We start from the raw sequence: 26,487 nt of genomic DNA on the forward strand, positions 1-26,487 counted from the left end.
TTCTTCGACATCCACACAATAGTAAAAGCCGCCCATCCGGACGGCTTTTCCAAAATCAATTGTTCAGTTCGTTATACGCAACGGCAATTCCCGTGCCGACTTTCGCGTTGTGTTTGACGAGCGCGATGTTGGCGACCAGGCTCTTGCCCTCAGTGAGTTCCTTTACTTTGCCGAGCAGGAACGGTGTTGTTTCTTTGCCGGAAATGCCGTTTGCTTCCGCTTCCTTCAAAGCGTTCTCGATGATGCCGTTGATGAAGGCCGGGTCGAGTTCGTCATCTTCCGGGATCGGGTTGGCGATGACCGCTCCGCCTTCAAGGCCGAGGTCCCACTTCGCCTTCAGCATACCCGCCACTTCTTCCGCGCTGTCCGTGCTGATGCTGAGCGGGAAGCCGCTCTTGCGCGTAAAGAATGCCGGCAACTCGTCCGTGCCGTAGCCGACAACCGGAACACCTTTTGTTTCGAGGTATTCGAGTGTGAGGCCGATGTCGAGGATCGACTTCGCTCCCGCGCAGACGACGGCGACATTTGTCTTGCCGAGTTCATCAAGGTCCGCGGAAATGTCCATCGTCGTTTCGGCACCACGGTGCACGCCGCCGATACCGCCGGTCACGAATACCCGGATGCCGGCGAGATCTGCGCAGATCATTGTCGCTGCGACTGTTGTAGCGCCGAGTTGTTTCGTTGCAAGCAGATAACCGATGTCACGGCGGGATGCTTTTGCAACGTTGTCCGCGTTACCGAACATTTCAAGCTCGTCATCGGACAGGCCGATTTTGATCTTGCCGTCGATCAGTGCCATTGTCGCAGGGACCGCACCGCCATCGCGGACGATCTGCTCAACTTCACGTGCTGTCTGTACGTTCTGAGGGTACGGCATACCGTGGGAGATGATCGTCGACTCAAGCGCCACAATCGGCTTGCCTGCTTCAATCGCTTCTTTGACTTCCTTGGAAAATTCGAGATATTGTTTCATCGGAGTTCCTCCATTTCAGATTTAAGTTGTTGTGCCGAGAGCTCCGGGCGCACCGTTGCGCCTGAAGCGAGCGTCTTTCCCGCGTTCAGGAGCCCGCAGCGAATTCTGTCTTCAAAGGCCATGCCGGTCAGGTGCCCGTGGAGCACACCGGAAACGAACGCGTCGCCCGCCCCGGTCACATCTTCCACATGGACACCGCTGATTGCCGGGAAATGCCGGATACCGTCCGCGTTGCCTGCCATGACCCCTTTTGAACCGGCCGTCACGATTGCATTCACGACCCCTTTTTCCAATAAGAGCCGAACCGCTTCTTTCCAGGAAGCATCGTCGTTCACCGAAATGCCGGTATAGGCTTCCGCCTCGTCCCTGTTGCAGATAAACCAGGTGACACCGTCAAGATCGTCCGGCATCCGGTCCATCTTCGGCGACGACACCGGAACAATCGCGAGTTCAGTTCCGCTCTGACGGGACAGCTCCTGCACATGGGCGACGGTCTCCTTCGGGCAGTTCAGGTCGATCACGGCGAGCGCCGCTCCCTGAACGACCGGTGCATGGGCGTCGATGTATTCCGGTGACAGTTCGTCATACACGTCCATATCGGCCAGCGCGATTGCCATCTCACCGTCAGGGTCCAGGACAGCGGAATACGAGCCGGTCGTCCTCCCCGGAAGAAGCGCAGTGTGTGCGAGTTCCACATGAGGCGCGGTGGCCTGCTCAATGCGCTGCCAGTCAGCGTCATTGCCTGCGACCGTCAGAAGAGTCACCGGATGGCCAAGGCGTCCGATATTTTCCGCGACGTTTCGCGCCACGCCTCCGACCGAGGAGGTGACCGTCGACGGGTTGGATGTTCCCGCCTGTACGGATGCCTTGAGGTGGAACTTCCGGTCGACGTTTGCCCCGCCAATCGCGACGACGCGGTTTTCCTCAGAAAGGATATAAGCACGTCCCCGGATGATGCCGCGCCGCATCAGGCCGGATATCAGGTTCGCCAGCGCAGGCCTCGAGATTCCAAGCGTCTCTGCCATATCCTGCTGGGAAAGGTACGGGTTCCGCCGGATCAGCTCAACAATCGCCGCTTCTTTTTCATTCATCCCCCGCACTCCTTTCTTAATAACATTTGTTTATATTATAAACTTATGTCTGTAATTACGTCAAGTGTTTTAACAGCAAACAATTGTTTGAAATTCTAACCATCACTTGCCTACTTCACCATGCCCACTTCCTGTTTGAAAAAACCGTCCGGCCCCACGACCGGACGGTTCTTTATTCATTCATATTGGCCACGATGTCGATCAGCTGGAGATGATCTCTTGAGCGGACCGAATACACGACGTTCTCGGCCTGCCATTGCAGATTGTGCGCTGCAGCGCCATCACCCTTCATGTCGAATGTGCCGGCACCAACTTCCTGCGGGGCCGGCAGCCGCTTCTGTTCCAGCTTTTCAACAATATCCCGTGCCAGCTGCATCATCTCGTCCCCGGCTTCTTCACTGTTTCGCTGATGCACGAGGAATGACCATCGTCCTTCATGCCACACGAGATGGATGTTTCCGGCACCGGCATCCATATACCCGGTGATGCCGTAGCCAAGGTCGGCAGGCTGCCCCGTACCCATCTCGGGCTCATAATTGACGCCTGCCCGCGCGCCCTCTGCACTGTCAAAGACAATGGCATCCGCAATGAGATAAGGGGCCTGGTCCTCCAGCTGCGGATCGTCCACGGGAACAGGCTGATCCATCAGATAGTAATACACTTCATACCCTTCAGCATTCGCAGCCACCCTGGCGGTCAAATATTGGTCGCCGGTCTCCAGATCCCTCGGGAGCTTCGGTTCGGCCTCGGATTCCTGCATGACTCTTTCCCATACATCCGCCAGCACATCCTGCTTCACCTGTTCAGGGTCATCATTCGTCTGCGTCTCCTCCTGCCCGTCCGACGGCCCGCAAGCTCCGAACACCAGCAGGATAGCGACGGGCAGGGCGATCCAGCTTAACTTCGCCATCCTCATCCGCTCCTTCCCCGGAAGTCATTCCTTCTTTCCTTCTTCTTTACCCGTTCCGACCGGAATGAAAAAGACCCGCCCGGAATTCTTTCCGGACGGATCTCTGATTCATTCGATTAAGCTTCCAGGCCCATCTCTCCGCGCACGACTTCCGCGATGCGGCTGACGTAGCTGGCGGCCTCTTCTTCGCTCTGGGCTTCGACCATGACGCGCACGAGCGGCTCGGTGCCCGAAGGGCGGACGAGCACACGGCCGTTGCCCGCCATGTCTTTCTCGACTTCCGAGATGACCGCGGCGACTTTGGCGTTGTCCGTAACCGCATGCTTATCGGTGACGCGGACATTCACCAGTTCCTGAGGGTACATCTGGACATCCGATGCGAGGTCCGACAGCGTGCGGCCGGTCATCTTCAGGACGTTCACGAGCTGGAGCGCGGTCAGCAGGCCATCGCCGGTCGTGTTGTAGTCGAGCATGATGATGTGGCCGGACTGCTCGCCGCCGAGGTTGAAGTCGTTCTTTTTCATTTCTTCAACGACATAGCGGTCGCCGACTGCGGTCTTGACACTCTTCACGTCATAGTTTCCGATCGCCTTGTAGAACCCGAGGTTGCTCATGATCGTCGAGACGACCGTGTCCTTGTTCAGACGGCCTTCCTCTTTCAGGTGGCGCGCCAGGATAAACATGATCTGGTCTCCGTTGACGATCTGGCCGTTTTCGTCGACCGCAATCAGGCGGTCACCGTCACCATCGAAGGCGAGACCGATGTCCGCATCTTTTTCCCGGACGAACCCGGCGAGCACTTCAGGATGGGTCGAGCCGCAGCCGTCGTTGATGTTCAGGCCGTTCGGCGAAGAGCCCATCGACGAGATGTCTGCATCCAGGTCAGCGAACAGGTGCGTCGCGAGGGACGATGTGGCGCCGTGCGCGCAGTCGAGCGCAACGTGGATGCCCGTGAATTCCTCATCGACCGTCTGCTTAAGGTACTGGATGTACTTTTGCCCGCCTTCCTTGTAATCGGTGACCGTGCCGAGATGGGCACCGACCGGACGCGGCAGTTCATCGGTTTCCTTATCGAGAAGTTCCTCGATTTCCGCTTCCTGTTCGTCGCTCAGTTTGTAGCCGTCACCGCCGAAGAACTTGATGCCATTATCCTCGACCGGGTTATGTGATGCGGAAATCATAACACCCGCATCCGCGCTCATCGCGCGTGTCAGATAAGCGACGCCCGGCGTACTGATGACACCGAGGAGCATGACATCCGCCCCGATCGACAGAAGTCCCGCCACAAGGGCGTTCTCGAGCATCTGGCCCGAAATGCGTGTATCGCGTCCGATCAGCACCTGCGGTTTGTCGGATGCGTGTTTTGTGAGGATATATCCGCCGTAGCGGCCGAGCTTGAATGCAAGTTCAGGTGTCAGGCCTTCATTGGCGACACCGCGCACCCCGTCTGTTCCGAAGTATTTACCCATCATGACTCTCTCCTTCACTGTTGACGTTCAATAGTATTCAGGCAGTGGCGATGCGGACCGTGACCCGCTCCGGAGCCGGTTCGGCTTTGAGCCCGGACGGCCCGTCCACATGCACGACGAGCGAAGCTTCTCCTTCACTCATGCCGCCTGCATTGACGAATAGCTTAAAGTCACCGGATTTGGCGCTGTCCACGGCACTTTTGGGCCCCTGGATCTTGAGGGAGAGCGGCCCTTCAGGCTGGATGACCTCCCCGGTCTGCCCTTCCTCAAGACCCCGGACTTCCACTGCAAGCCCTTCAAGCGTTCCGGACGCCTCTTCATTGGCATTCCCTTCGCCTTCTGCGCCGCTGTTCTGGGCAGTGTCTCCGCCGCCGGATGTTCCGCCTGACGGGCTTTCCGGCTCTCCCGGTTCCGCTGGCGGTTCGGCATCGGCGACCTGCTCTTCCGTTTCATCCGGCGCTTCCGCTGTTTCCTCATCGCTGTCGTTGACCGTCGCCCGGATATCGACGTCGATCGAGCCGGGCGAAACCTTTGTCACGCCGGCCGGTTTTTTGAGTTCCACGGTCAATTTCCCGCTGGCGGTCACTTTTGAAACATCGACCGGGACAGGAAGCTCCCCGATTTCATCCAGGACGTTCCTCGGGCCGAACAGCTTGACGGACTCCGTCGCCGTGTTGATGGCATCGATGGTGACACCTTCCCCGGGGGTGCCGGACTGCTGAAGCGAGACAGGCACCGAGCGTGAATACTCGGAGATGTCGGCCTTGACTGTCACTTCCGCCGGCTCGATGAGGACATTCATTTTATTCAGATCGCGATCAAGCACGCGGACACTTGCCTGCTGTTCAAGAGGCCCGTCCACTCCGGGATCCGCCGTTACCGACGCCTTCACGAAGCTGATCGACTCGACTACGCTTTTGGCGCCGGTGACCATGACGGTTGACGGATCCGCCTCGAGTGAATTGATGACATGATTTTCCGCAAGCAGCCGTTCGTTCATCTCAGGATCGACCCTGAACTCCCGGCTGATCCGCTCCTCGATCACGACATCGACCGTATCGGGATCGATGGAGACCTCGAGCTTGTCGGAAATATTCTCAGTCTGCACGCGGACATTGTGCGCACCCATCGTGAGCGTGCGCAAGTCGACGAACAGTGTGAAGTCTTTGAGTGACCGTGTCGTGCGGACCAGGTTGCCCGGCCCTTCGATCGTCATGCTGACGGTCTCGGGCACGCCCGTGACAACGGTGTTTTCATCGTCGAAATACACTTCCACCGGTACATCCTTCAGGACGGCGATATCCGTCCCGCCGGCTGCACGGCTGCCCTGCTCTTCATCCGACTGCACAACGAAGAACATCAGAACGGCAAAGAACAGGGCGATGCCGCGGATAAACCACGGATTGTCCATGAACTTATCCATACTACTTCCCTCCCCGTTTCCGCTTGGAGGCGGCCTGCGGTTCAGGCGCGGGGCCGAACCACATTTTCCTGAGCAGTGTCTCGAACTCCTCAGGCGGCAGGTTGCGGTGAAGATCGCCGTTGCGCGTCAGGCTGACGGCACCCGTTTCTTCGGAAACGACAATCGTAATCGCGTCCGTCACTTCGCTGAGCCCCAGCGCCGCGCGGTGGCGCGTGCCGAGCTCCTTCGAGATGAACGGGCTTTCCGAAAGCGGCAGATAGCATCCCGCTGCGGCGATGCGGTTCTGCTGGATGATGACCGCCCCGTCATGAAGCGGGGTATTCGGGATGAAGATGTTGATGAGAAGTTCTGAAGTCAGCTCCGAGTTCATCGGAATGCCGGTCTCGATATACTCGGACAGCCCGGTCTCCCGCTCGATCGAAATCAGTGCGCCAATGCGCCGCTTTGCCATATAGCCGACCGACTTCGTAGCGGCCTCGACAAGACGGTCCCGCTCCTCTTCCTCCGCCAGGCTGCTCCTGGAAAACAGCTTGCCGCGCCCGATCTGCTCGAGCGCGCGCCGGAGCTCCGGCTGGAAGATGATGATGACTGCGAGGAACCCCCACGTCAGCACCTGCTCCATGATCCAGTACATCGTCGTCAGGCCAAGCTCCTTCGTGACAAACCAGGCGATGACGACGACGAACACACCTTTAAGCAGCTGGACAGCCTTTGTGCCCTTGATGATGGTAATCAGTTTATAAAGAACGTACCAGACCAGAAGAATGTCCAGGATATTCACCAGGGCTTCCACCCATGTCAGGTCCGTAAAACGCTCAAAGAACGCCACAGGCATCCCCGCCTTTTCTAAACGCTTGCATATCGAATAGTATACCATATCGTATGGTTCTCCCGCTCGCCTTAACAGCATCCTATTGATGTTGGAGACAGCTGTTGAAAGACGGGCGGAACGGTTCTGCTTCTCGGCGGGCCGGGCGGAAGCCGACAGTGCTGTCGCGCAACCGCGCTGTAACTATAGTACTATAATATTGTTTCATATTTCCTCATTTTAACTTATAATGATTCATGTATATTATCGGGACTTTAATTAAAGGTTCCGCTTCAAATCATATAACGGAGTGTGAATCATCATGAGGAACTTGGGCCGTTTCGAGTCGCTGAATGGCCAAACAGCCAGGAAGGACATTCTCGCCGGCATCACCGTCGGTATCGTAGCCATTCCGCTCGGCATGGCGTTTGCGATCGCTTCCGGAGTAAAGCCGGAATACGGTATCTATACGACAGTGATCGCCGGTCTTCTTGTGGCGCTTCTCGGCGGTTCCCGCTTCCAGATCGCAGGACCGACAGGCGCATTTATCCCGATCCTGCTCGCCATCGTCCTGGAGTACGGCTACTCGGACCTGCTTGTAGCCGGCTTCATGGCGGGGATATTCCTCGTCATCATGTCATTTCTGAAAATCGGGGACCTGATCCACTTTGTCCCGCGGGCGGTGACTATCGGATTCACCGCGGGAATCGCCGTCACGATCTTTACCGGCCAGATCGGCAACTTTTTCGGCCTCGAGGGCGTGGAGAGAAAGGAATTTTTCCACGAGAACATGTGGGAACTCCTGCGCAATATCGGCACATTTAACGGGTATGCGTTTCTGACCGCGGCAATCGGGCTCGCGGTCATCATCATCCTGCCCCGTATCGCACCGCGCGTCCCTCTTTTTCTGGCCGCCCTTCTGATTCCGACTCTCGTGTCGGTGCTCTTCTATCCCGGACACCTCCCGACAATCGGGACGGCCTATGGCGGTATTCCGCAGCAACTGCCGGAGTTCCGCCTTCCCGAAATCACCGGGAGCAAAATCCTCGAACTCTGGCAGCCGGCCCTGATCATCGCGGCGCTCGGTGCGATCGAGTCGCTGCTGTCCGCAGTCGTCGCCGATAACATGGCCGGAGGCAAAAAGTCTGCATCCAACCGCGAACTGTTCGGACAGGGAATTGCGAACATGGCCGCCCCGCTTTTTGGCGGGATCCCGGCGACCGGCGCCATCGCCCGCACCGCAACCAACATCCGGGCGGGAGCCGTCAGCCCGCTGTCCGGTGTCGTCCAGAGCGTATTTGTCCTGCTTGTCCTGCTGCTGTTTGCGCCGTTCGCCTCGCATGTGCCGCTCGCCAGCATGGCGCCGATCCTCATGCTCGTCGCCTGGAACATGAGCGGCCTGCGTTCGTTCATTAAGATTTCCCACCTGAAGACCGGCGACTCGGCTGTGTTGTGGGTGACGTTCCTTCTGACCGTCTTCGTCAACCTGACCGTCGGCGTCCAGGTCGGCTTCCTCCTCGCCGTTCTCGTCTTTCTCAAAAAGATGAGCGGCAAGCTGAAAGTCCGGCCGGCAGAGGCAACGCCGGATGACTATATCTACAGCGGCATCCCGAAGGAATCGTCGTTACGAACGGCCAGAGTGGAAGGCCCGCTCTTCTTCGGTACGGCCCAGGTGTTCGAACAAGAAATCGAGAAACTGCTGGAAACCCGCTCCGACGTCCTGATGCTGCGGCTCCACGGGCTCTCCGCGCTGGATGCGGGCGGCGTCGCAGCCCTCTCCTTTGCACATGACCTCGCCGAACGCCAGGGAGTGCGCCTCCTTCTCCAGGGCATCCCGGACGAGAAGAAAATCCTCCTGAGAAAAAGCGGTCTTTATGAAAAGATCGGTGCGGAGAATATGGTGAAATGAAGAAATCCGCCGACCCGGAATGGGGCGGCGGATTTTTTAGGTGTGTGTCGGACTCTGGACGTGGTGTCTGGTCTTTCGTCACTTCCCCTGATCGGTGCAATGAAAAACTGCAGGCAAAGCCTGCAGTCACAGAGCGCGCCCTACAGCGCGCTTGCCTTACTCTTCCTCATCACCGGCATCCGGGCCTTCAAAGACGGACAGGCCATCTTTGATGCCGGACTTGATCGTGTACCAGAGCCATTCGAAGGCCCGGTCGATTTCTTCGATCCGGCCGGATACGACGGCCGTGGAGGCCATATATTTGGAGCCGTTGATGACGGTGACGTCACCTTCGACCTCCCCTTCAATATGCAGTTCACCGTTTCTCACAAAAAGGTCACCTTCAACTTTTTCGCCTTCGGGGACGATGACTTTATTCCCCTCGATGACGAGGTTCGGCTGGGTGGACACAGCGAGCTGCCCGTCGGATGTATTAAAATTCGAGAACAGGGTAATCCCGGCAAGGAGCATGAACATAGCCACTGCGGCAAGCATCGGATGACGGCCGAACCAGCGGCGCAGGCCTGCACTCTGGCGCTCCTTCGGCAGCGAGGCCATAATGCGGCTGCTAAATCCTTCAGGTGCCTCGATGTGCGATGCGCTGCTCAGAAATGCGACCGAACGGCTAAGCTGGTCCATATGTTCCTGGCAGTCCGGACATTTCTCGAGATGCTCTTTCAGAATCTGCTCGTCCCGGCGGGTGATTTCCCCGTCCAGATAATCATGCATGTACTGGACAATTTCTTCCGGACACGGTTTCATCCCGGTTCCCTCCTACAACTTCTTCATTTGTTTCCTAAGGGCTTCTCGGCCCCTATGTATGCGTGTCTTCACTGTGCCCAGCGGCAGCTCAAGGATTTCGCTGATCTCCTGGAGCGGAAGTTCCTCGATGTAGCGCAGGACAATCGCCGACCGGTATTTGTCCGGCAGGCGGCTGATCTCATACTGGACCCGCTCCTGCTGTTCCATCTTCTCGACTTCCTCTTCCGGCAGCGGCGCATCATGGGCGAGGCTGGAGTAATGATCCAGCCCGTCGGTCCCCGGCACCGGTGCGTCAAGGAACGTATCCGGTTTTTTCTTGCGGATCCGGTCGATGCAGAGGTTGGTCGCGATGCGGTACAGCCATGTAGAGAACTTCCGCTTCTGGTCGAACGTGTGCAGGTTGATGTACGCCCTGATGAACGCCTCCTGCGCGATATCCTCGGCTTCATGCCGATTGCCCAGCATCCGATAGCATACTTGGTAAAGCCGGTTCTGATAGAGGGAAACGATTTCTTCGAAAGCCGACTGGTCCCCCTTCAGGACTTGTTTAATTCTTTTTTTGACGATGTCTTCCATTGTTCTCGATTTCCCCCCGCTTCATGCGGCTAATTGGTATACGGACGGGCGCTTCAAAGGGTTTCACTTTTTCTGTGAAAAAGTTTGAATTCAGAACACCCATGTCTTACCGTACACTGTAATCCCACTTATTGACTTCATTGTATCAAAGGAAAATCTAAAAATCTTGAAAAAGTACAAAACCGGTCCCCTTGGTCGGGAACCGGCTCAAAACGCCTTTAAATCAAGGTTTCGCCGAACAATGAGCCCATCAGGCCGACGGCGACGTCTGCTGTTTTATTGCGCTCATCGAGGATCGGATTCACTTCTACAAATTCAGCTGAAGTGATGCGTCCGACCGAGTGGAGCATTTCCATCGCCAGGTGGCTTTCCCGGTAGCTGAGGCCGCCCTGCACCGGAGTGCCGACACCAGGAGTGTAAAGCGGATCCAGCCCGTCCAGGTCAAGCGACAGGTGCACGCCGTCGACACCTCGATCTTCCAGATAGCGGATGGCATCCTGCATGATTGCTGTCATGCCGTCCCGGTCGATCTCATGCATCGTATACACACGGATGCCCTTTTCCTTTACCAGTTCACGCTCTCCCGGATCGATGGAGCGCGCGCCGATGACGACGATATTTTCCGGCTTCACCTTCGGCCCGCTGCCGATCGAGGTCAGGTCCCCGTGGCCGAGTCCCATCGCGACGGCCAGCGGCATGCCGTGGATGTTCCCGGATGGTGACGTCTCTGCTGTATTCAGGTCGGTGTGAGCGTCATACCAGATGACCCCGAGGTTGCTGTAGTGCTCGTTCAGTCCGGCCAACGTCCCGATCGCGATGCTGTGATCGCCGCCTAGGACCAGCGGGAAACGTCCGCCGCGGACCGTCTCAGACACCTTTTCGGCTAGTTTCCGGTTCCCTTCGGTGACTGCCTTCAGGTTCTTCAGGTTCGTGCCCGACACTTCGCGCGGCGCATCCATGTCGACCGGAATATCCCCTTCATCCATTACGATATGCCCCAACGCCTCGATCCGCTCCACGACACCCGCGTAGCGGATTGCGCTCGGCCCCATGTCTACCCCGCGCCGGCTCTGTCCGAAATCCGCCGGAACTCCGATGATGGAAATTTCTTTCTGACTGTTCATGCTGCATCCCCCTTTTCACATCTTGCTACTATTATGAATCGAAAGAGGCAGATGGCTCAACCGGACAAAGAATAGGATAATTATTCATCGGAAGAGTCAGTCTGTTCCGTTATAATGGTCGTGTACACCATGGAAAAAGGGGGAAATTCCAAGCATGATCATGGGACTGTATGAAGCCCATCTGCCGGTCAGTGACCTGGAACGCTCGCTTAAGTTTTACACCGGCCTCGGGCTGGAAATTGCACACACCCACGGAGAGGGGCTGGCCTTTCTGTGGATCGAAAAAGACAAAAGCTGGCTGGGTCTATGGCAATCTGAGAAAGTCGAATTGGACTATCACCCATCTATCCGGCACATCGCCTTCCAGGTATCGCTCGAGGGGTTGAAAGGTGCTGTCAGCTGGTTAAGAGAAAGGGGATACGAGCCAAGGGAGGCATTCGGATTTGGTCCGGACGAACCGTTTGTGATGCCACAAGAGGACTATGCCCATGCCAAGATCCACTTTAACGACCCGGACGGCAACAGCCTGGAGTTCATATGCAAGATGGACAATCCGAACAAGCTGACGGAACGGATGACACTGAGCGAGTGGGAAAAGCTGAACACATAATAAAAGCCTGTATCTGAGGAGGCGCCTCCTCCCAGATACAGGCTTTTTTCGGTCTCAGCACCGGACATATCTTCGCTTGAATCCGAGCCTTCCTTTGTCCAGGTCCTTCCGGATGTTTTCGGAGGCGTTCAGGAAACTGCTTTTCTTGTTGGGCCGCTTCATCTCGACGGTGCCGACTTCTCTTGCGGTTTCGAGCGCCTGTTCACTAAGCGGACGGTAAGAAATCCCTACCGTATACAGGAAGTAGTTCATCGCCGCTTTTGTCCGTTCCGGCGCATCATGAATCTCGTTTTTCACGGCTTCCATCATCCAGGAAAGCTTGTCCTCGGAGAATTCATCGTCCTTACGGCTGCCGAGCAGCCAGCAATAGCAGCTCCAGCCCGCCGACATCTTGAGCTCCTCGCCGCTCGCAATCCACTTGTCGGCAATGTCCTGTGCCAGAGGTGACTCGGACAAAGTGACGGCCACCACATAGTCGGACAGCATATAGAAATATGCTGCATCAATCCAGCGGTCAAAATCAGCTTCCGTCATGGCTTTAGGATCGGCAATGACCCCGGCAAAGTACATGGCATCATAATTACCCGTTGCGTACAGTTCCTCCGCCAGGGACTGGTTGATCTTGATCTTTTTCGACATCGGTTTCATCGCACCGGTCGCCACGCCGAACAGCGGCTCATGCGCTCCGTTGGACAAGTATATCTTTTTCGTACGTTCCTTGCCCAGGGATTCCAGCTCCTGCATCACTGTTTCAAAATCCATATTGGATGACTCCCTTCCGGCCTGCATTATTTTCTTCAAGTCTTTTCCAGATTGAACTTGTGAGTTAAGTTATAAATACCATGATAAAGGAGATGGGATCATTGACCAACATGGGCGACCTTTTAGTCATCACTTTTTATCTGGCAGTTGCAGCAGGCATCATTGCCGCTGTTGTGCTGTTCAGCCGTTCTCGCAGAAAACGGAAAGAGCAGTTGAACAGAATCGAAGCCAAATTAAATAATCTGACCGGGAAATGAAAACCGGCATGCCTCCTTTTACGGATGGTATGCCGGTTTCTTCAATCCCTGTCCATCAGCCGCTCCAAGTGCCGTTTCACTTCCGGCCATTCACGGTCGATGATCGAGTAGAGGTGGACGTCGCGCGGGTTGCCGTTGGAGCGGATGCGTTCGTTCCGCATGACGCCCTCCAGCTTCGCGCCAATCCGCCCGAGCGCTTTTTGCGACCGTCCGTTTTCCGAGTCGGTCTTGAACTGCACGCGGATCATGTCCATTTCCTCGAAGCAATGGCGGAGCAGCAGGTACTTCGATGTTGTGTTCACATGGGTCCGCTGGTATTCCTTGCCGTAGAACGTGGAGCCGATTTCGCACAGCTTGTTGAACGGGTCGATGCCGAAGATCCTCGTTGTTCCCATCACGTCTCCGGTCTCTGCACTTTCCACCGCGAACGCCAGGCAGCTGTCCCCGGTCTCCATCGCGATAATTCCCGTTTCAAGCCACTGGTCAAAACGCTCTTTCGTCTCGACCTGATTCAGCATAAAAAAGAAAATATCCGGTGAATACAATTCCCAGAGCGCATCGAAATCTCCGCGCTCCAGCGGCCTGAGCCTGACACCATTCAACTCGAGAACCTTCACGCTGCCACCTCGCTCTTTAGATTAAGCTTATGCTTCCGTCCTGAAGGTTGTCTCTGTCACAGCCGGCTGTGTCTCCGTGATCACTTCGCCGTTCCGGACCGACAGGAGAACCGGTGCCTGCGTGCGGACCGCTTCGTATTCCGAGTCGGCATTGATGACGATAAGGTTGGCCGGGTTGCCTTCCTTCACACCGTATTCTTCGTCGCCGAGATGAAGCGCCTTCGCCCCGTTGACGCTGACCAGGTCAAGCGCCTTCACGATGTGCGCGTAGTCGGTCATGTGGCAGGCGTGCAGGCCTGCGTCGACGACGCTCATCAGCTCGCCATTGCCAAGCGGATACCACGGGTCCACAATCGAATCCAGCCCGAAGCAGACGTTGATGTCTTCAGCCAGCATCTCCTTGACCCGGGTCACACCGCGGCGGACCGGATGGGCGTCAAAACGGCCCTGCAGATGCAGGTTCGCCTTCGGCAGCGACACGAAATGGATACCGGCCTGCTTCAATGTCTGGAACAGCTTGTACGTATAGGCGTTGCTGTAGGAAGCCATCGCGGTCGTGTGGCTTGCCGTCACCCGGTCGCCCATGCCGCGGCGGAGCGCTTCGCCCGCCAGCACTTCCAAGTAGCGGGACTGGTCATCGTCGATCTCGTCGCAGTGGATGTCGACCAGCTTTCCATACTCCTCCGCAAGATCAAGCGCTCGGATCACCGACTTGACACCTTCTTCACGGGTGAGCTCGTAATGCGGAATGCCGCCGATGACGTCCGCACCCATCTCGATCGCGCGGATCAGAAGCTCTTCGCCGTCCGGCTTCGTGTACAGCCCTTCCTGAGGAAACGCAACGAGCTGGAGGTCTACCCAAGGCTTCACTTCTTCCTTGACCTCAAGCAGGGCTTCCATGCCCTTGAGTGTCGGGTCACTGACATCGACATGCGTCCGGACATGTTGGATGCCGTTCTTTACCTGAAGTTCGATCGCCCGGAGTGCGCGCTTTTTCAGGTCATCCTTTGTTTCATTCAGAAGCTGTTTGCGCTCTGCCCAGATCTCGATTCCCTCGAAGACGGATCCCGACTTGCTCCAGCGCGGCGTCCCTGCCGTGAATACGTAGTCAAGATGGATATGCGGTTCCACATACGGTGGCAGCACCAGCTTGCCTTCCAGATCCCTTACTTCCTTCCCTGACAAGTTCGCTTCTCCGGCAGCAGCCACAGACCGGATTTGTCCATCCTCAATATCGATTGTCCACAGCCCTTCCTGGCCATACAGCTTCGCGTTATTCAGAATCAACGTCGAATCCCCCTCTCAAATGTCTCATATTCATTATAGCAATCTCGCACAGGTAATCCCGCCTGACCCCTTCAGACAAGCCTTCCCATTAAACGGCAGTCATACACCGATGTTTTAAGGGTATGAAAAGGGGTAGATACGTCGGACGGAAAGGGGGGATGCCGGTGTTCGGACTTCAGGATCTGATTTCATTGGTCATCTCGGCATTTATCATCCTGCCGGTGGTCATCTTCTTGCGCGAGCTCGGCTATGTGATCACGAGCGCGGTCTTCGGTGTGGTAAACCCGCGCCTCACAATCGGGTCGGGGCCGCGCGTCTTCAAGTTTTGGATTTTCGATGTTCGCAGATATTATCACCTGTACAGCTGGTTCTCCTATGATGACCTAAAACGCAAAGGCAAATTCGTTTACGTGCTTATTTACGCGGGGCCGATCCTGATCAACCTGGTCCCTGCATTGGTCCTGAATGCCTTGATCGCGAACGATGTCATCACGGAATACGTGACCTTCTGGAACCGCTTCCTGTTTTATCAGTTCTATTATGTGCTGTTCGACGTCGTTCCGATGAAAACGATCAACGGCATGCCGAACAACGGCATGGTCATCTATGAGATGCTCCGCTACGGCAAGCGCGTCGACTACAATACCGATCCATTCATCCCCTCTACCACCGAGGTCGAGGAGGAGTATCAGGAGGAGATGGAGGAAATCGAGGAGCAGATCGAGGAGATGGAAGAAGCTACAGAGGAAATGAATGAAGCCGATGATGGTCAGGAAGTCAGGCGGGACAGCAAGGAAGACGAAGAGGATCGAAAGGAACGCAAGATGGGCGGGATGGAGAATTCATAAAGAAATACGAAAAAACGCCTTCCCGCTGCCGGGAAGGCGTTCCGTTATGAGCCATGCAGGGCTCGAACCTGCGACCCTCTGATTAAAAGTCAGATGCTCTACCAACTGAGCTAATGGCTCATGAAAATAAAAAAATGGCTGGGGTAGCTGGATTCGAACCAACGAATGACGGAGTCAAAGTCCGTTGCCTTACCGCTTGGCTATACCCCAACGCTATGAAGTGTTGCCTTTTTAATGTTACCCGGGAACGGGCATTTTAAACATAAAAAGTGGTGGAGGGGGGCAGATTCGAACTGCCGAACCCGAAGGAGCGGATTTACAGTCCGCCGCGTTTAGCCACTTCGCTACCCCTCCGTATATGACCCCTACGGGATTCGAACCCGTGTTACCGCCGTGAAAGGGCGGTGTCTTAACCGCTTGACCAAGGGGCCGTGTCTCAATCGGACAACGTTTATATTAGCAAAGAAAAACTGACCATGCAACCCATTTTTTGAAGTCGGAATATTTATTTTTGGATCGGTTTTATCGTCTGCGTTTTTCGCGGTATTCAGCGATGCTTCTCCACTATATCGCAACGTTTTACTCATATGGCAACGTCTCAACTTAGTATGTCAACGTCTCATCTTGTTATGGCAATGTCTCAACCGATTAACGCAACGTCTCAGCTCATTACTGCAACGTTTCCCTTTTCTCCAACTCCAAAACCCCGCGCGCCGGCGGGGCTTTGCGTATTCCTTATTTAACAGCAGGCGGTCCGAATTTACCGGCCTGGTAGTCGAAGAAGGCCTGGCGGATCTCGTCTTCGGAATTCATGACGAACGGGCCATGGGCGACGACGTTCTCACGGAGCGGGACGCCGGAATAGATTAGCGCGCGGGTTCTGCTGTTGGCGCGGATTTGCAGCTCGCTTGGCACTGACTCCTCCCCTTCTTCATTGAAGGTGAGCGTGGCGATATCCGTCTTGGACAAGGCGGTGCCTGATTCTCCCGCTGCCAGATCTCCCGCCAGCACATAGAGGAAGGCGTTGTGATTTTCCGGCAGGACATGCGTGTACTCGGCGCCTGCATGGAGTGAGACCTCTGCCATCGTGATCGGCACGAGGCTTTCCATCGGTCCTTTCACTCCGGCGACGTCACCGGAATAAACCCGGATCGAGCCGCCGTCCAACTCGGCAACCGGCGCGTCTTCCACGCGGATATTCTGATAGAAGGAATCGGACCCCTTCAGCCGCTCCGGCAGATTCAGCCAGAGCTGCAGCGTATGGATCAGATCGTTCTCGTACGCCTCCTCGGCATGGCGGGCGCCGGACCCGGCGTTCATATACTGCACGTCTCCTGCGTCCAGCACCGAATAGCCGCCGGCATTGTCGATATGCTCGAGCCGGCCGTCGATCACGTAGGTGATCGTCTGGAAACCGCGGTGCGGATGGTCGGAGAACGTCCCCCGCTTGAACCAGTCTTCCGCCATGACAATAAACGGATCGAACGACTTCTCCTGCCCCGGCGGCAGCACCCAGCCCTGCTGGACATGCGGGAAGCCGGGGTTCTGATAACGCACCCGCCAATGGTCTTTTATATCACGCTGGAAATGTTGCATCGAAATCCCTCCCTGGTGTTTCCATCTTACTCCTTTGCGGATGGTAGAATGGAGAGAATTGCTCATAAGGGGGAGATCGGATGAATCCAGCTTTATATAAGGCAGCTTTGGAACGGATCAGCGGACTGTTCGGCGAGGACGCGACCGGGCACGACGTCCACCATACGCTCCGGGTGTACCGGATGGCAATGAGGCTCGCGGAAGCGGAACGTGCCGACCGGGAACTGGTAGGGCTCGCTGCGATGCTCCATGATGCGGACGACCCGAAATTGTTCGGCACCGGCAACGGGCTGCCGAACGCGCGGGCGTTCATGGATGAACAGGGAATTGCGACCGTCCAGGCTGAGACTGTCTGCACGATTATCGGCGAAGTCTCCTTCAGCAAGAACGGCTCAAAGCGCCCATCGACCATTGAGGGAATGGTGGTCCAGGACGCCGACCGGCTGGATGCGATCGGCGCCATCGGAATCGCACGAACATTCTCCTTCGGCGGCAACCGGGGACAGGCGATCCATGACCCGGACCGCGACACAGGCACTTCCATCGCCCATTTCCACGAAAAGCTGCTCAAGCTGAAGGATCTGATGAACACGGATGAAGCCAGGCGGATCGCGGAAGAAAGGCACCGGTATATGGAGGCGTTCCTTGCTGAGTTTCATGATGAATGGGACGGGAAGCGCTAATTAAGAGAGGCATCATCCAAAGCGAATCGGATGATGCCTATTTTAGTGAAAGTGACGATTGGCGGCTCGAAAGTGACGAATCGGCCCGTGAAAGTGACGAATCGCGTCTTGAAAGTGACGATTCACGTCCTGAAAGTGACGAATGCACATCTCACTGCGTCCGGGTTCAATTAGGCCGACATCTTCAATTTCTTTGCAAAATAGTTCCCCAGGGACTGGATGATCTGCACGAGTACGATCAGGATAATGACGGTGCCAAACATGACCGGCAAATCCCATTGCTGATAGCCGTATCTGAGTGCCAGGTCACCGAGTCCGCCTGCCCCGATCACACCCGCCATTGCAGTGGCGCCGATCAAACCGATTAAGGCAATGGTCATGCAAAGCAAGATTCCCGGTCGTGCTTCCCTCAGCATGATCCTGATGACAATTTGAAAACGTGAAGCTCCCATCCCTCTATACGCCTCGATGATTCCATAATTGACTTCCAGGAAAGCTGTTTCAACGAGTCTGGCAATGTATGGGGCAATATAGACGATGAGCGGTACAATGGCCCCCCGGATCCCGATGGAAGTTCCGACTATCAGCTCCGTAAACGGGATGATCGCAAGCATCAAGATGATAAACGGAAGCGACCGGATAATGTTGACGATTGTGTTTAACAATTGGAAGATCCATTTGTTGGGGTATAAATGATTCGGCCTCGTAACGACCAGCAGGACCCCCAGAGGAATTCCGATGATGGTCGCAATGACCAGCGAAACAATGACCATGACAAGCGTCTCGTATAAAGAGATGCCAAACAACGGAGCCAGCTCATCCATTCGATCCAACATGGCTATACCAATACCTCCTTAGGCTTCCCGCTGATTTCCCTGATGACTTCCACACGGTATACCTTTTCTTCGAGGTAAGAAATGGCCTGTTTTAATTTGTCGGCATCACCCGATAGATGTACGAACAAAATCCCCAGCGGCGTTCCCTTTAAATACGTAATGGAACCATGGACGATATTTGAAGTGACGGAGTAGCTGGAAGCCACCTCACTCAAAACGGGATCCAGAGCCGAATCCCCGCGGAATGCCAGCCGCAGAATATAGGATGGGTCATCTCCCCGCAACGCGGACAGCATCTCCTCTGTAATCATGTTTTCGTAAACGTTCCCTACAAAATGATTGGTCGTTTCTTGAACAGGATTGCTGAAAATATCGAGCACAGTCCCCTGTTCAACGATTTCTCCCTTTTCCATAACGGCAACCCGGTCACAGACTTTTTTAATGACATCCATCTCATGGGTAATCAAAACGATGGTCAGACCGAGCTTTTTATTAATATCCAGCAGCAATTTCAAAATGGAATCCGTCGTTTTCGGATCTAAAGCAGATGTTGCCTCATCGCACAGGAGGATATCCGGATCCATCGCCAACGCCCGGGCAATCCCAACGCGCTGTTTTTGCCCGCCCGAAAGATTGGCCGGATATTGGTTCGCCTTATCTTCCAGACCAACAAGCAACAGTAAATCTTTAACCTTTTTATTGATCTCCTGTTTCGACACACCATTCATCCGCAAGATCTCAGCTACATTATCAAATACGTTATAGGAGGAGAGTAAGTGAAATTGCTGAAAAATGATGCCGATCTTTTTCCTGACATTCCGCAATTCCCTTTCCTTCAGGGTCAGTAAATTTCTCCCATTGATCGACACCTCACCGGATGTCGGTTCTTCGAGAAGATTAATGATCCGGAGCAGCGTGCTTTTGCCCGCTCCGCTGAATCCGATGATCCCGAAGATTTCCCCTTCATTAATCTCAATATTGATGTTTTTCAACGCATCCACTTTTGTTTTTCGATCATGAAACGTCTTGCTGATGTTTTTCAGTTCAATCATTGCATTTCCCCCTATTCATCCAGTTGGAAAGGGTCGTCTGTCACAACAATCACGTTTTCATATCTCTCTTCTATAAACTCTTTTACGGCATCCGAATGGTACAATTCCGTAATTCTTTTATAATCAGGGTCGTCTTTGTCCTCTTCCTTGGCCGCAACCACCATCGGGAATTCCATGCCGGTCTCCAGATAGATCGCTTCTTCCAATGGATTGATCCCCTGATCGATCGCATGTGTGCTTGCCACGACGCCCGCATCGATGCTGCCGAGTGTGCGCAGCATAAGTGGCCCTTCTATTTCCGTGAACTTGAATTTCTTGGGGTTCTCCTTAATATCCTTCATCTTCGGGAGCCCGCCTGTCTGCTCTACCTGGAGCAATTCCACCTCTTCATACAGAAGGAGGGAGCGGCCGACATTCACGGGATCATTGATCACGCCCAATGTTGCGCCGTCAGGTATTTCATCAAGACTCTCGTATTTTTCGGAGTAAATCCCATACGTACTATTGTAAGTCGTCCCGACTATCGCGAGGGCATCCTTACGATCCTCGATATAGTTCTCCAGGAACTGCTTGGTCTGGAACATGTTCAGTTCCAGCTCTCCGCTGCTTAAAGCCCGATTCGGCGTGATGTAGTCATTAAATTTAACCACTTCCAAATCGATGCCTTCCTTTGCAGCTTCTTCCTTCACTATTTCTGTGATTTGCTCCGGAGGCCCGCCGGTCACGCCAATTTTTATGGTCCGTTCTTCACTATCTTCGGAAGCAGTTGAACTTGAACAACCGGCAAGGAATAGTGAAACTGCAATAAGTGTCCACCATTTTTTTCTCATGATATGGCCCTCTTTTCTATTCAGCCCAGTCTGGACTTTTAATATTGTTCCCGCGTCTCTTGATTCAGGAATAGGGTCATCAACAAAATCAGTACACTTTCCGGACAGCTTACTTAGGGAGGTCAGTTCCCTGTTGCAACTGATGCTTCCTCCGCCCGATCCACTTCCAGCGCCTTCAGCTCACGGCGCAGGATCTTGCCGGAGATGACCGTTTTCGGCAGCTCTTCCATCACTTCAATCTCGCGCGGAGCGGCGTGTGCGGCGAGGCCCTGCCTGACGAATATACGGATGTCTTCGAGCAGCTCGGCCGACTCTTTGAAGCCCGGGCGGAGCGTAATGAATGCCTTGACGATTTCTCCGCGGACCGGGTCGGGCTTGCCGATGACGCCTGCTTCGGCGACGGCCGGGTGCTCGATCAGCTTGCTTTCGACTTCGAATGGGCCGATGCGTTCGCCTGAGGAGTTGATCATGTCATCGTCGCGGCTCTGGAAGAAGACGTAGTCATCCTCGTCCTGGTAGGCAAGGTCGCCGGACAGGTACCAGCCTTCGTATTTGAAGTAGGCGTCAAATCGGTCTTTGTTGCCCCAGATTTCCTTCATGAGGCCGGCCCACGGGGTCTTGATCGCCAGCTGGCCGACTTCGCCGCGAGGCAGTTCCTGTCCGTTTTCGTCCAGGATGCCGACAGTGATGCCCGGGAACGGTCGGCCCATCGAGCCGGGCTTAATCGGCTCGGCCGGCAAGTTCACGATCAGGTGCCCGCCGGTCTCGGTCATCCACCACGTGTCGTGGATGCGGACGCCGAGTTCATTCCACGCCCAGTAGATGACTTCCGGATTCAGCGGTTCGCCGACGCTCAGGATGTGGCGGAGCGATGACAGGTCGAACTGCTTGAGCGCATCTCCCTTGGAGAGCAGCATCCGGAAGGCGGTAGGCGCGCTGTACCAGATCGTCACGCCGAATTCCTCGATGAGGCGGTACCAGTCTTCAGCCTTGAAGCGGCCGCCCTGGATGATGACTGTCGCACGGTTGAGCCACGGCGCAAACAGGCCGTAGACGCTGCCTGTCACCCAGCCCGGGTGGGACGTGCACCAGTAGACATCGTCGTCCTTCACATCAAGCACCCATTTGCCCGACACGTAGTGGTGGGACACGGCGCGGTGCGCATGGAGGACACCCTTCGGCTTGCCGGTGGAACCGCTCGTATAGTGGATCAGCATGCCGTCTTCCGGCCCGACCCATTCGGTCAGCTCCTCACCCGGAACCGTTTCGATTTCCTCTGCTTCGATCTCATCGTCGTACAAAACCGTTTCAAGCGACGGGATCTCTTCCCGTGGGACGCGCTTGCCGAGTTCCCGGTCCGTGATCAGGAGCGTGCCGCTACAGTCGTTGATCCGGTCTTTTACCGCTTCTTCCATGAAGGCTTCGAACAGCGGGCCGGCGATGGCGCCGATCTTGATGACCGACAAAATGGCTATATAGCATTCCGGTGTTTTCGGCAGGAAAACGAATACGCGGTCGCCTTTTTTCACGCCGTGCTTTTTCAGCACCCGCGCATAGTGGTCCGTCTTTTCCTTCACCTCGCGGAAAGTCAGAGACCGCCGCTCGTCCCCGTTGGCGTAATGGAGGGCGATTTTGTCGCCGTAGCCTTCGTCGACATGGCGGTCGACCGTGGCGTATGCGGCGTTTACTTTTCCGGCTTTCCAGAACAGCTCGCCCGATGCATCTTCCCAGGTGAATGTGTTCCGGATCTCGTCATAGTTTTCAAGGTTATAGTTGCCCGGCAGCGGTGCCAGGATCTTTTCTTTTACGATTGTCATGCTGTCTCCTCCTTATCGGGACCGGCTCAGGTCCAGGCTCTCCAGTATGTCCGTCTTCAGTTCCGCAAGCCGGGTGCTGCCGCGCGGTCTCGGCCGCGGCTCCCCGACATTGATTTCACTCACGATCTCTCCCGGCCGTCCGCGCAGGATGACGATACGGTCGCACAGATAAAGCGCTTCGTCGATATCGTGGGTGACGAGCACCATCGTCGTGCCCGCCTCTTTCCAGATGTCGAGCAGGAGGTCCTGCAGCTGCATCTTCGTGAAGGCGTCCAGCGCGCTGAACGGTTCGTCCAGAAGCAGGACCTCGGGGGAAGTAACGAGCGCCCGGGCGATCGCGACGCGCTGCGCCATGCCGCCTGACAGCTCTTTCGGATACAGGTTCTCGCTGTCCCCCAGCCCGACTTTCCTGAGGATTTCACGCCCTTTTGCCTCTTTGTCCCCGGTCTTGCCGGACAGTCCGAATGTGACGTTTTCCAGTACGGTCAGCCACGGGAACAGCCTCGGCTCCTGAAAGATGAACCCCGCGGACTCCTGCACGCCGTCCACCAATTCGCCGTTTAGCCGGATCTCTCCGTCATAGTCTCCGTCCAACCCCGAAATCGCCCGGAGCAGCGTGCTTTTTCCGCAGCCGCTCGTGCCGAGAAGGCCGATGATCTCGCCCTCCCCCGCGGACAGGCTGACGTTCCGCACCGCTGTCTGGCCGTCGAATGTGCGACCGACGTTTTTCAGTTCAAGTGTCATGGCCGAGGCCCCCTTTTTTACGAATTAACTGCGCGGTCCTGGTAGTGCAGGGCGCGCTCTTCGATGATTTTCAGGATCCAGTCGGACAGCTTGCCGATGACGGCGAACAAAATGATGCTCGCGATGATCGTCTCGGGCGACAGCGTGTTCTGGCCGACGACGAGCAGGTAGCCAAGCCCCTGGCTTGCGCCCATCAGTTCCGCCGCGACGACGAACATCCAGCCGAGGCCGAGCCCGCTCCGGAGCCCGGTCAGAAACGACGGAAGCGCCGCCGGAAGAATGACCCGCGTAACCAGCTGATAAGCGTTCAGGCCGTACATGCGGCCGACCTCGATCAGCTTCCGGTCAACGCCGGCTATGCCGCTCACCGTGTTCAGATAAACCGGGAAAAACACGCCGACAGCGATCATCGTCACCTTGGACGGTTCGCCGATCCCCATCCAGAGGATGAACAGAGGCACCCATGCAAGGGACGGAATCGAACGGAAAGCCTGGATAGTCGGGTCAAGCACATGCTCCGCCTTCTTGTAGAATCCGACGACGGATCCGAGCACGACCGCTACAAGCGCCCCGATCAGGAAGCCTGCGAACACCCGGTAGACCGTGATGCCGGCATGGCTCCAGAGGGAACCGTCCTGCGCCATGCCGGTGATGGCCGACAAAATCACGCTCGGCGCCGGCAGCTGGTAGGACGGGAAGACCCCCGCCCGGCTGAGCGCCTCCCATACGATGATGAGGGCGAGCGGCAGGATGCCGCCGAGCAACACTTTCTGGGCGCCAGCTGTTTTGGCGTTTGCTTTACCCTTAGTCTGCCGGCTTGTGCCGGGAATTGAGATCGCCTGTTTTACCATGTCCGGTCACTCCTCTCCGATCGCATTTTCGGCGAATGCCGGGTCAATCAGTTCATCGGTCAGTTTCTTTACACCCGCGTCCGGCTTGATGACTTCGCCTTCCTGGAGGATCCTCCCGGCTTCGATCAGGGCTTCACGCTGTGCATCGCCCGGAACCGGTTTGGAGAAATCATTGCGTTCCATCTGGATTTCCGCGACTTCAAGCGGGATCTCCGCCTCTTCCGCAAGCAGTTCTGCAGCCTCTTCCGGGTTGTCGAGCACCCACTGGCGCGCCTTCTCGTAGGCTTCGATCACCCGCCCGACATGCTCAGGATACTTTTCTGCGAAATCTTCACGGACATTCAGGAAACTGTAGGTGTTGAAGTCTTCATTGCGGTAGAACAGTTCCGCACCAGACTCCACTTCGAGCCGCGCCATATGCGGGTCAAGGCCCGCCCATGCATCGACCGCGCCCGTCGTGAGGGAGCTTGCACCGTCGCTGTGCTGAAGGTTCACAATTTCCACGTCATCCGCTGACAGGCCGGCTTCATCGAGCGCGCGCAGCAGGAAGATGTATGGGTCCGTGCCGAGCGTCGCCGCGACTTTCTTGCCCTTCAGGTCTTCCACGCTCTCGATCCCGGAATCCGGATCTGTGACGAGTGCCGTCCATTCCGGCTTCGAGGCGATGTAGACGTTTTGGATCGGTGCGCCGTTCGCCTTGGACATGAGTGATGCCGCTCCGGCCGCCGAACCGAAGTCGACACTGTTGCTGTTGAGGAATTCCAGTGCCTTGTTGCTGCCCTGGCTGAATGCCCACTCGACCTTGATGCCGTCTTCCTCAAATTCCTCTTCCAGCCAGCCGAACTTTTTCAAAACAAGGCTGGTCGGCGAATAATGCGCGTAGTCCACGCGGATCTTCTCCGGATTGCCGTCTTCTTCCGCGTTGGATGACGAGCATCCCGCCAGTGCCAATAGTGCCGCCGCTGCCAGTCCAAGCAGTTTGATTTTCGTGTTTTTCATGTTGTCCTCTCCCCTTCATCCGTATGTATCCCGCTGTCTTTTGCATTGAAAAACGCCCTCTTCTAAGAAGAGAGCGCGGGTTTTCCGTCCTCTTCTTATCTCTTGGGAATTGCTTCCCACAGGAATTAGCACCTTTCCAGACATTGTCTGGTGGTTGCCGGGCATCGTCGGGCCAGTCCCTCCGCCGCTCTTGATAAGAATTCGTTATTCAGTTTTGATGGGATTCTAAAAGCCTCCCTGAGTGATCAGAGAGGCCGACTGTCCCGTACTCTCTTATCTTCCCGGACAAACGGATGTCCGGCTGGATGTGGCACCTTTCAGGCATCGCCTGAAGGTTGCCGGGCTTCATCGGGCCAGTTCCCTCCGCCGCTCTGGATAAGATTATTTTGATTTGATTGACATCTTACAGGATGAATTCCAATTGGTCAACTCAAGTTTCACAAATGGTCCAATAGTCAGGAATCCGGGTCTTTGGTCGGGTCAAGATAATTTCCCCCTGGCCTCGACCAGCATCTCATCCACGGCTTCATCCCCTGAGACAAGCCAGGCGCGCTCGTGCAGGTTACACACCGGGCAGATATGGTTTGGGATGATCCGGACCTTGTCGCCAATCTCAACCTGGCGGCTGAATCCTTCGTTGTAGATGATGGCATGCTCGTCGAACACGCCGTCGACGAACACATCGTCGAACTCCTTGATCTTTCCGAGTCCCTTGGTGGCCGTGATGCCGGCTGTCCGGGTCTGGGCGGTGATGCCTTTCGCCCCGACATCGGTGATCACCCTCTCGCGGGTCGGCTTGCTGATGACAGTCGTCAGGACCGTGGCGGCACAGCGGTCGTAATGGCCGAGCACATTTGACTGGGAGGCGTCCATGAACACATACGTGCCGGGCCGGATCTCCGTGATGCCTTTGGGGATATCGAAGCCGAGCAAAAACGGCGGTGTGGAGCCGATGCTCACGGTTTCAGGCTCCATCCCCTCATCCCGGGCGGTTTCCGCGAACCGCAGCGTCCTCGCCGAGGCTTCCTCAAACAGCTCCAGGCACTGCTCTGCGTTTTCCGCCTTGTACGTATGCCCGTCATGGGAAAACACCCCGAGGAAACGGACATGTTCACTGTTGCGGATCACTTCAAGCAGCTCCCGAAAACCGCTTTCTTCAATGACCCCCGAGCGCTTTTCACCGACTTCGATTTCCACGAGCACCTGCGCCGGCTTTTGTGCGCCACTAAATACTTCTTCAATCTGTCTGATCTGGACGGGGCTATCAACCCCGAATGAGACATTAATGGACTCAGCCAGTTTCCGAACCCGCTCGAGCTTCGGCTTGCCGACGACCTGATTGGCGATGAAGATATTATTCATCCCGCGCGCGGCCATCACTTCCGCTTCGCCGGTTTTGGCGACGGTGATGCCTGATGCGCCCGCTTCCTTCTGCAGCTTGGCCACGTATGGCATCTTGTGGGTCTTTGTATGGGGCCGCAGTTTCACACTGTTCGAATCGGCGTACGCTTGCATTGAGCGAATGTTCTCCAGAAGAATTTCTTGGTCTACCAGCAGGGCCGGTGTGTCCAGTTCAAAGTAGTTCAAATACCCTTCCCCCTTTTTATTTGAATA

The 26,487-nt window shown here is 55.8% G+C and carries 26 protein-coding genes, 4 tRNA genes and 2 riboswitches; of the genes, 5 read left to right on the top strand and 25 right to left on the bottom strand.

Annotation, left to right across the window (positions count from 1 at the left end):
* Positions 1–55: 55 nt before the first annotated feature.
* From BMX91_RS09040 to cdaA, 6 genes are all read right to left on the bottom strand, one after another.
* A complete protein-coding gene (locus BMX91_RS09040; protein WP_092052620.1) occupies positions 56–973 on the bottom strand; it encodes a pseudouridine-5'-phosphate glycosidase in 918 nt (305 codons plus the stop codon).
* Positions 970–2,064 carry a carbohydrate kinase gene (locus tag BMX91_RS09045; protein ID WP_092052624.1) on the bottom strand — a complete coding sequence of 365 codons (1,095 nt, stop codon included), beginning with the start codon at positions 2,062–2,064 and terminating at the stop codon, positions 970–972. The genes BMX91_RS09040 and BMX91_RS09045 overlap by 4 nt, the downstream gene beginning before the upstream one ends.
* 172 nt (positions 2,065–2,236) lie before the next feature.
* Positions 2,237–2,974, bottom strand: a complete 738-nt coding sequence (locus tag BMX91_RS09050; RefSeq protein ID WP_092052628.1) for a hypothetical protein — start codon at positions 2,972–2,974, stop codon at positions 2,237–2,239.
* 116 nt (positions 2,975–3,090) lie between these two features.
* Complete coding sequence (glmM, locus tag BMX91_RS09055) at positions 3,091–4,443, bottom strand: phosphoglucosamine mutase (RefSeq protein WP_092052631.1); 1,353 nt, start codon at positions 4,441–4,443, stop codon at positions 3,091–3,093.
* Between the two features lie 37 nt (positions 4,444–4,480).
* Positions 4,481–5,866 (bottom strand): CdaR family protein, encoded by a 1,386-nt coding sequence (locus tag BMX91_RS09060; RefSeq protein WP_092052635.1) that lies wholly within the window; start codon positions 5,864–5,866, stop codon positions 4,481–4,483.
* Between the two features lies 1 nt (position 5,867).
* Entirely contained in the window at positions 5,868–6,701 is an 834-nt protein-coding gene (gene cdaA / locus BMX91_RS09065; RefSeq protein WP_218143878.1) for a diadenylate cyclase CdaA, read from the bottom strand.
* Positions 6,702–6,996: 295 nt separating this feature from the next.
* Here cdaA and BMX91_RS09070 point away from each other — a divergent pair, with 295 nt between their 5' ends.
* Positions 6,997–8,583 carry a SulP family inorganic anion transporter gene (locus BMX91_RS09070; RefSeq protein WP_092052639.1) on the top strand — a complete coding sequence of 529 codons (1,587 nt, stop codon included), beginning with the start codon at positions 6,997–6,999 and terminating at the stop codon, positions 8,581–8,583.
* 156 nt (positions 8,584–8,739) lie between these two features.
* Here BMX91_RS09070 and BMX91_RS09075 read toward each other — a convergent pair whose 3' ends face one another.
* The 3 genes from BMX91_RS09075 to rocF all read right to left on the bottom strand — a co-directional run bounded on the left by BMX91_RS09075 (position 8,740) and on the right by rocF (position 11,084).
* Complete coding sequence (locus BMX91_RS09075) at positions 8,740–9,384, bottom strand: anti-sigma factor family protein (RefSeq protein WP_092052643.1); 645 nt, start codon at positions 9,382–9,384, stop codon at positions 8,740–8,742.
* A gap of 12 nt (positions 9,385–9,396) precedes the next feature.
* Entirely contained in the window at positions 9,397–9,960 is a 564-nt protein-coding gene (sigW, locus tag BMX91_RS09080) for an RNA polymerase sigma factor SigW (RefSeq protein ID WP_092052647.1), read from the bottom strand.
* A gap of 218 nt (positions 9,961–10,178) precedes the next feature.
* A complete protein-coding gene (gene rocF, locus BMX91_RS09085; protein WP_092052651.1) occupies positions 10,179–11,084 on the bottom strand; it encodes an arginase in 906 nt (301 codons plus the stop codon).
* Positions 11,085–11,238: 154 nt separating this feature from the next.
* Here rocF and BMX91_RS09090 point away from each other — a divergent pair, with 154 nt between their 5' ends.
* Complete coding sequence (locus tag BMX91_RS09090; protein ID WP_092052654.1) at positions 11,239–11,694, top strand: VOC family protein; 456 nt, start codon at positions 11,239–11,241, stop codon at positions 11,692–11,694.
* A gap of 54 nt (positions 11,695–11,748) precedes the next feature.
* On the opposite strand, the gene BMX91_RS09095 is transcribed toward BMX91_RS09090, so the two are convergent.
* Positions 11,749–12,456, bottom strand: coding sequence for a DNA alkylation repair protein (locus BMX91_RS09095; RefSeq protein WP_092052658.1), 708 nt, complete (start codon positions 12,454–12,456; stop codon positions 11,749–11,751).
* Between the two features lie 101 nt (positions 12,457–12,557).
* On the opposite strand from BMX91_RS09095, the gene BMX91_RS15750 reads away from it, so the two are divergent.
* A complete protein-coding gene (locus BMX91_RS15750) occupies positions 12,558–12,713 on the top strand; it encodes a hypothetical protein (protein WP_177168338.1) in 156 nt (51 codons plus the stop codon).
* Between the two features lie 41 nt (positions 12,714–12,754).
* Here the strand turns inward: BMX91_RS15750 and BMX91_RS09100 are convergent, their stop codons facing one another.
* Together BMX91_RS09100 and codA are read right to left on the bottom strand one after the other, a co-directional pair.
* Entirely contained in the window at positions 12,755–13,330 is a 576-nt protein-coding gene (locus BMX91_RS09100; RefSeq protein ID WP_092052661.1) for a GNAT family N-acetyltransferase, read from the bottom strand.
* 27 nt (positions 13,331–13,357) lie between these two features.
* The gene (codA, locus tag BMX91_RS09105; RefSeq protein ID WP_092052665.1) at positions 13,358–14,617 is read right to left on the bottom strand and encodes a cytosine deaminase; all 1,260 of its coding nucleotides are present in this window, start codon (positions 14,615–14,617) and stop codon (positions 13,358–13,360) included.
* A 158-nt stretch (positions 14,618–14,775) separates the two neighbouring features.
* Here codA and BMX91_RS09110 point away from each other — a divergent pair, with 158 nt between their 5' ends.
* Complete coding sequence (locus tag BMX91_RS09110; protein ID WP_245744373.1) at positions 14,776–15,465, top strand: zinc metalloprotease; 690 nt, start codon at positions 14,776–14,778, stop codon at positions 15,463–15,465.
* Positions 15,466–15,512: 47 nt separating this feature from the next.
* Here BMX91_RS09110 and BMX91_RS09115 read toward each other — a convergent pair.
* The 5 genes from BMX91_RS09115 to BMX91_RS09135 all read right to left on the bottom strand — a co-directional run bounded on the left by BMX91_RS09115 (position 15,513) and on the right by BMX91_RS09135 (position 17,061).
* A tRNA-Lys gene (locus BMX91_RS09115) sits at positions 15,513–15,585 on the bottom strand.
* Positions 15,586–15,600: 15 nt separating this feature from the next.
* A tRNA-Gln gene (locus BMX91_RS09120) sits at positions 15,601–15,675 on the bottom strand.
* Positions 15,676–15,735: 60 nt separating this feature from the next.
* Positions 15,736–15,819: transfer RNA gene (locus tag BMX91_RS09125), tRNA-Tyr, on the bottom strand.
* Positions 15,820–15,824: 5 nt separating this feature from the next.
* Positions 15,825–15,896 (bottom strand) — tRNA-Glu (locus BMX91_RS09130).
* Between the two features lie 304 nt (positions 15,897–16,200).
* A complete protein-coding gene (locus BMX91_RS09135) occupies positions 16,201–17,061 on the bottom strand; it encodes a pirin family protein (RefSeq protein ID WP_092052671.1) in 861 nt (286 codons plus the stop codon).
* Positions 17,062–17,141: 80 nt separating this feature from the next.
* Between BMX91_RS09135 and BMX91_RS09140 the strand changes: the two genes are divergently transcribed.
* Positions 17,142–17,744, top strand: coding sequence for an HD domain-containing protein (locus tag BMX91_RS09140; RefSeq protein ID WP_092052674.1), 603 nt, complete (start codon positions 17,142–17,144; stop codon positions 17,742–17,744).
* A 170-nt stretch (positions 17,745–17,914) separates the two neighbouring features.
* Here BMX91_RS09140 and BMX91_RS09145 read toward each other — a convergent pair whose 3' ends face one another.
* From BMX91_RS09145 to BMX91_RS09180, 8 genes are all read right to left on the bottom strand, one after another.
* Positions 17,915–18,580 (bottom strand): methionine ABC transporter permease, encoded by a 666-nt coding sequence (locus tag BMX91_RS09145; protein ID WP_092052678.1) that lies wholly within the window; start codon positions 18,578–18,580, stop codon positions 17,915–17,917.
* Positions 18,581–18,582: 2 nt separating this feature from the next.
* On the bottom strand, positions 18,583–19,632 hold the full coding sequence (locus tag BMX91_RS09150; RefSeq protein ID WP_092052682.1) for a methionine ABC transporter ATP-binding protein: 1,050 nt from the start codon (positions 19,630–19,632) through the stop codon (positions 18,583–18,585).
* Positions 19,633–19,643: 11 nt separating this feature from the next.
* The gene (locus BMX91_RS09155) at positions 19,644–20,462 is read right to left on the bottom strand and encodes a MetQ/NlpA family ABC transporter substrate-binding protein (protein WP_092052685.1); all 819 of its coding nucleotides are present in this window, start codon (positions 20,460–20,462) and stop codon (positions 19,644–19,646) included.
* Between the two features lie 122 nt (positions 20,463–20,584).
* The gene (gene acsA, locus BMX91_RS09160) at positions 20,585–22,279 is read right to left on the bottom strand and encodes an acetate--CoA ligase (RefSeq protein ID WP_092052689.1); all 1,695 of its coding nucleotides are present in this window, start codon (positions 22,277–22,279) and stop codon (positions 20,585–20,587) included.
* 12 nt (positions 22,280–22,291) lie between these two features.
* Positions 22,292–23,023, bottom strand: a complete 732-nt coding sequence (locus BMX91_RS09165) for an ABC transporter ATP-binding protein (RefSeq protein WP_092052692.1) — start codon at positions 23,021–23,023, stop codon at positions 22,292–22,294.
* Positions 23,024–23,040: 17 nt separating this feature from the next.
* On the bottom strand, positions 23,041–23,874 hold the full coding sequence (locus tag BMX91_RS09170) for an ABC transporter permease (protein ID WP_092052696.1): 834 nt from the start codon (positions 23,872–23,874) through the stop codon (positions 23,041–23,043).
* 6 nt (positions 23,875–23,880) lie between these two features.
* Complete coding sequence (locus BMX91_RS09175) at positions 23,881–24,873, bottom strand: aliphatic sulfonate ABC transporter substrate-binding protein (RefSeq protein WP_092052699.1); 993 nt, start codon at positions 24,871–24,873, stop codon at positions 23,881–23,883.
* 92 nt (positions 24,874–24,965) lie between these two features.
* Positions 24,966–25,073, bottom strand: a riboswitch (SAM riboswitch).
* Positions 25,074–25,143: 70 nt separating this feature from the next.
* A riboswitch (SAM riboswitch) is annotated at positions 25,144–25,255 on the bottom strand.
* 98 nt (positions 25,256–25,353) lie between these two features.
* On the bottom strand, positions 25,354–26,460 hold the full coding sequence (locus BMX91_RS09180; protein ID WP_092052702.1) for a D-TA family PLP-dependent enzyme: 1,107 nt from the start codon (positions 26,458–26,460) through the stop codon (positions 25,354–25,356).
* Positions 26,461–26,487: the final 27 nt, after the last annotated feature.

Origin of the sequence: Bhargavaea ginsengi, from assembly GCF_900109165.1 — a bacterium.
Lineage (GTDB): Bacteria > Bacillota > Bacilli > Bacillales_A > Planococcaceae > Bhargavaea > Bhargavaea ginsengi.

Bases quoted from the DNA above. Each gene is read 5' to 3' on its own strand.
- BMX91_RS09040 (WP_092052620.1), bottom strand. From the start codon at position 973: ATGAAACAATATCTCGAATTTTCCAAGGAAGTCAAAGAAGCGATTGAA.
- BMX91_RS09045 (WP_092052624.1), bottom strand. From the start codon at position 2,064: ATGAATGAAAAAGAAGCGGCGATTGTTGAGCTGATCCGGCGGAACCCG.
- BMX91_RS09050 (WP_092052628.1), bottom strand. From the start codon at position 2,974: ATGGCGAAGTTAAGCTGGATCGCCCTGCCCGTCGCTATCCTGCTGGTG.
- glmM (WP_092052631.1), bottom strand. From the start codon at position 4,443: ATGGGTAAATACTTCGGAACAGACGGGGTGCGCGGTGTCGCCAATGAA.
- BMX91_RS09060 (WP_092052635.1), bottom strand. From the start codon at position 5,866: ATGGATAAGTTCATGGACAATCCGTGGTTTATCCGCGGCATCGCCCTG.
- cdaA (WP_218143878.1), bottom strand. From the start codon at position 6,701: ATGCCTGTGGCGTTCTTTGAGCGTTTTACGGACCTGACATGGGTGGAA.
- BMX91_RS09070 (WP_092052639.1), top strand. From the start codon at position 6,997: ATGAGGAACTTGGGCCGTTTCGAGTCGCTGAATGGCCAAACAGCCAGG.
- BMX91_RS09075 (WP_092052643.1), bottom strand. From the start codon at position 9,384: ATGAAACCGTGTCCGGAAGAAATTGTCCAGTACATGCATGATTATCTG.
- sigW (WP_092052647.1), bottom strand. From the start codon at position 9,960: ATGGAAGACATCGTCAAAAAAAGAATTAAACAAGTCCTGAAGGGGGAC.
- rocF (WP_092052651.1), bottom strand. From the start codon at position 11,084: ATGAACAGTCAGAAAGAAATTTCCATCATCGGAGTTCCGGCGGATTTC.
- BMX91_RS09090 (WP_092052654.1), top strand. From the start codon at position 11,239: ATGATCATGGGACTGTATGAAGCCCATCTGCCGGTCAGTGACCTGGAA.
- BMX91_RS09095 (WP_092052658.1), bottom strand. From the start codon at position 12,456: ATGGATTTTGAAACAGTGATGCAGGAGCTGGAATCCCTGGGCAAGGAA.
- BMX91_RS09110 (WP_245744373.1), top strand. From the start codon at position 14,776: ATGCCGGTGTTCGGACTTCAGGATCTGATTTCATTGGTCATCTCGGCA.
- BMX91_RS09135 (WP_092052671.1), bottom strand. From the start codon at position 17,061: ATGCAACATTTCCAGCGTGATATAAAAGACCATTGGCGGGTGCGTTAT.
- BMX91_RS09140 (WP_092052674.1), top strand. From the start codon at position 17,142: ATGAATCCAGCTTTATATAAGGCAGCTTTGGAACGGATCAGCGGACTG.
- BMX91_RS09145 (WP_092052678.1), bottom strand. From the start codon at position 18,580: ATGTTGGATCGAATGGATGAGCTGGCTCCGTTGTTTGGCATCTCTTTA.
- BMX91_RS09150 (WP_092052682.1), bottom strand. From the start codon at position 19,632: ATGATTGAACTGAAAAACATCAGCAAGACGTTTCATGATCGAAAAACA.
- BMX91_RS09155 (WP_092052685.1), bottom strand. From the start codon at position 20,462: ATGAGAAAAAAATGGTGGACACTTATTGCAGTTTCACTATTCCTTGCC.
- acsA (WP_092052689.1), bottom strand. From the start codon at position 22,279: ATGACAATCGTAAAAGAAAAGATCCTGGCACCGCTGCCGGGCAACTAT.
- BMX91_RS09165 (WP_092052692.1), bottom strand. From the start codon at position 23,023: ATGACACTTGAACTGAAAAACGTCGGTCGCACATTCGACGGCCAGACA.
- BMX91_RS09170 (WP_092052696.1), bottom strand. From the start codon at position 23,874: ATGGTAAAACAGGCGATCTCAATTCCCGGCACAAGCCGGCAGACTAAG.
- BMX91_RS09175 (WP_092052699.1), bottom strand. From the start codon at position 24,873: ATGAAAAACACGAAAATCAAACTGCTTGGACTGGCAGCGGCGGCACTA.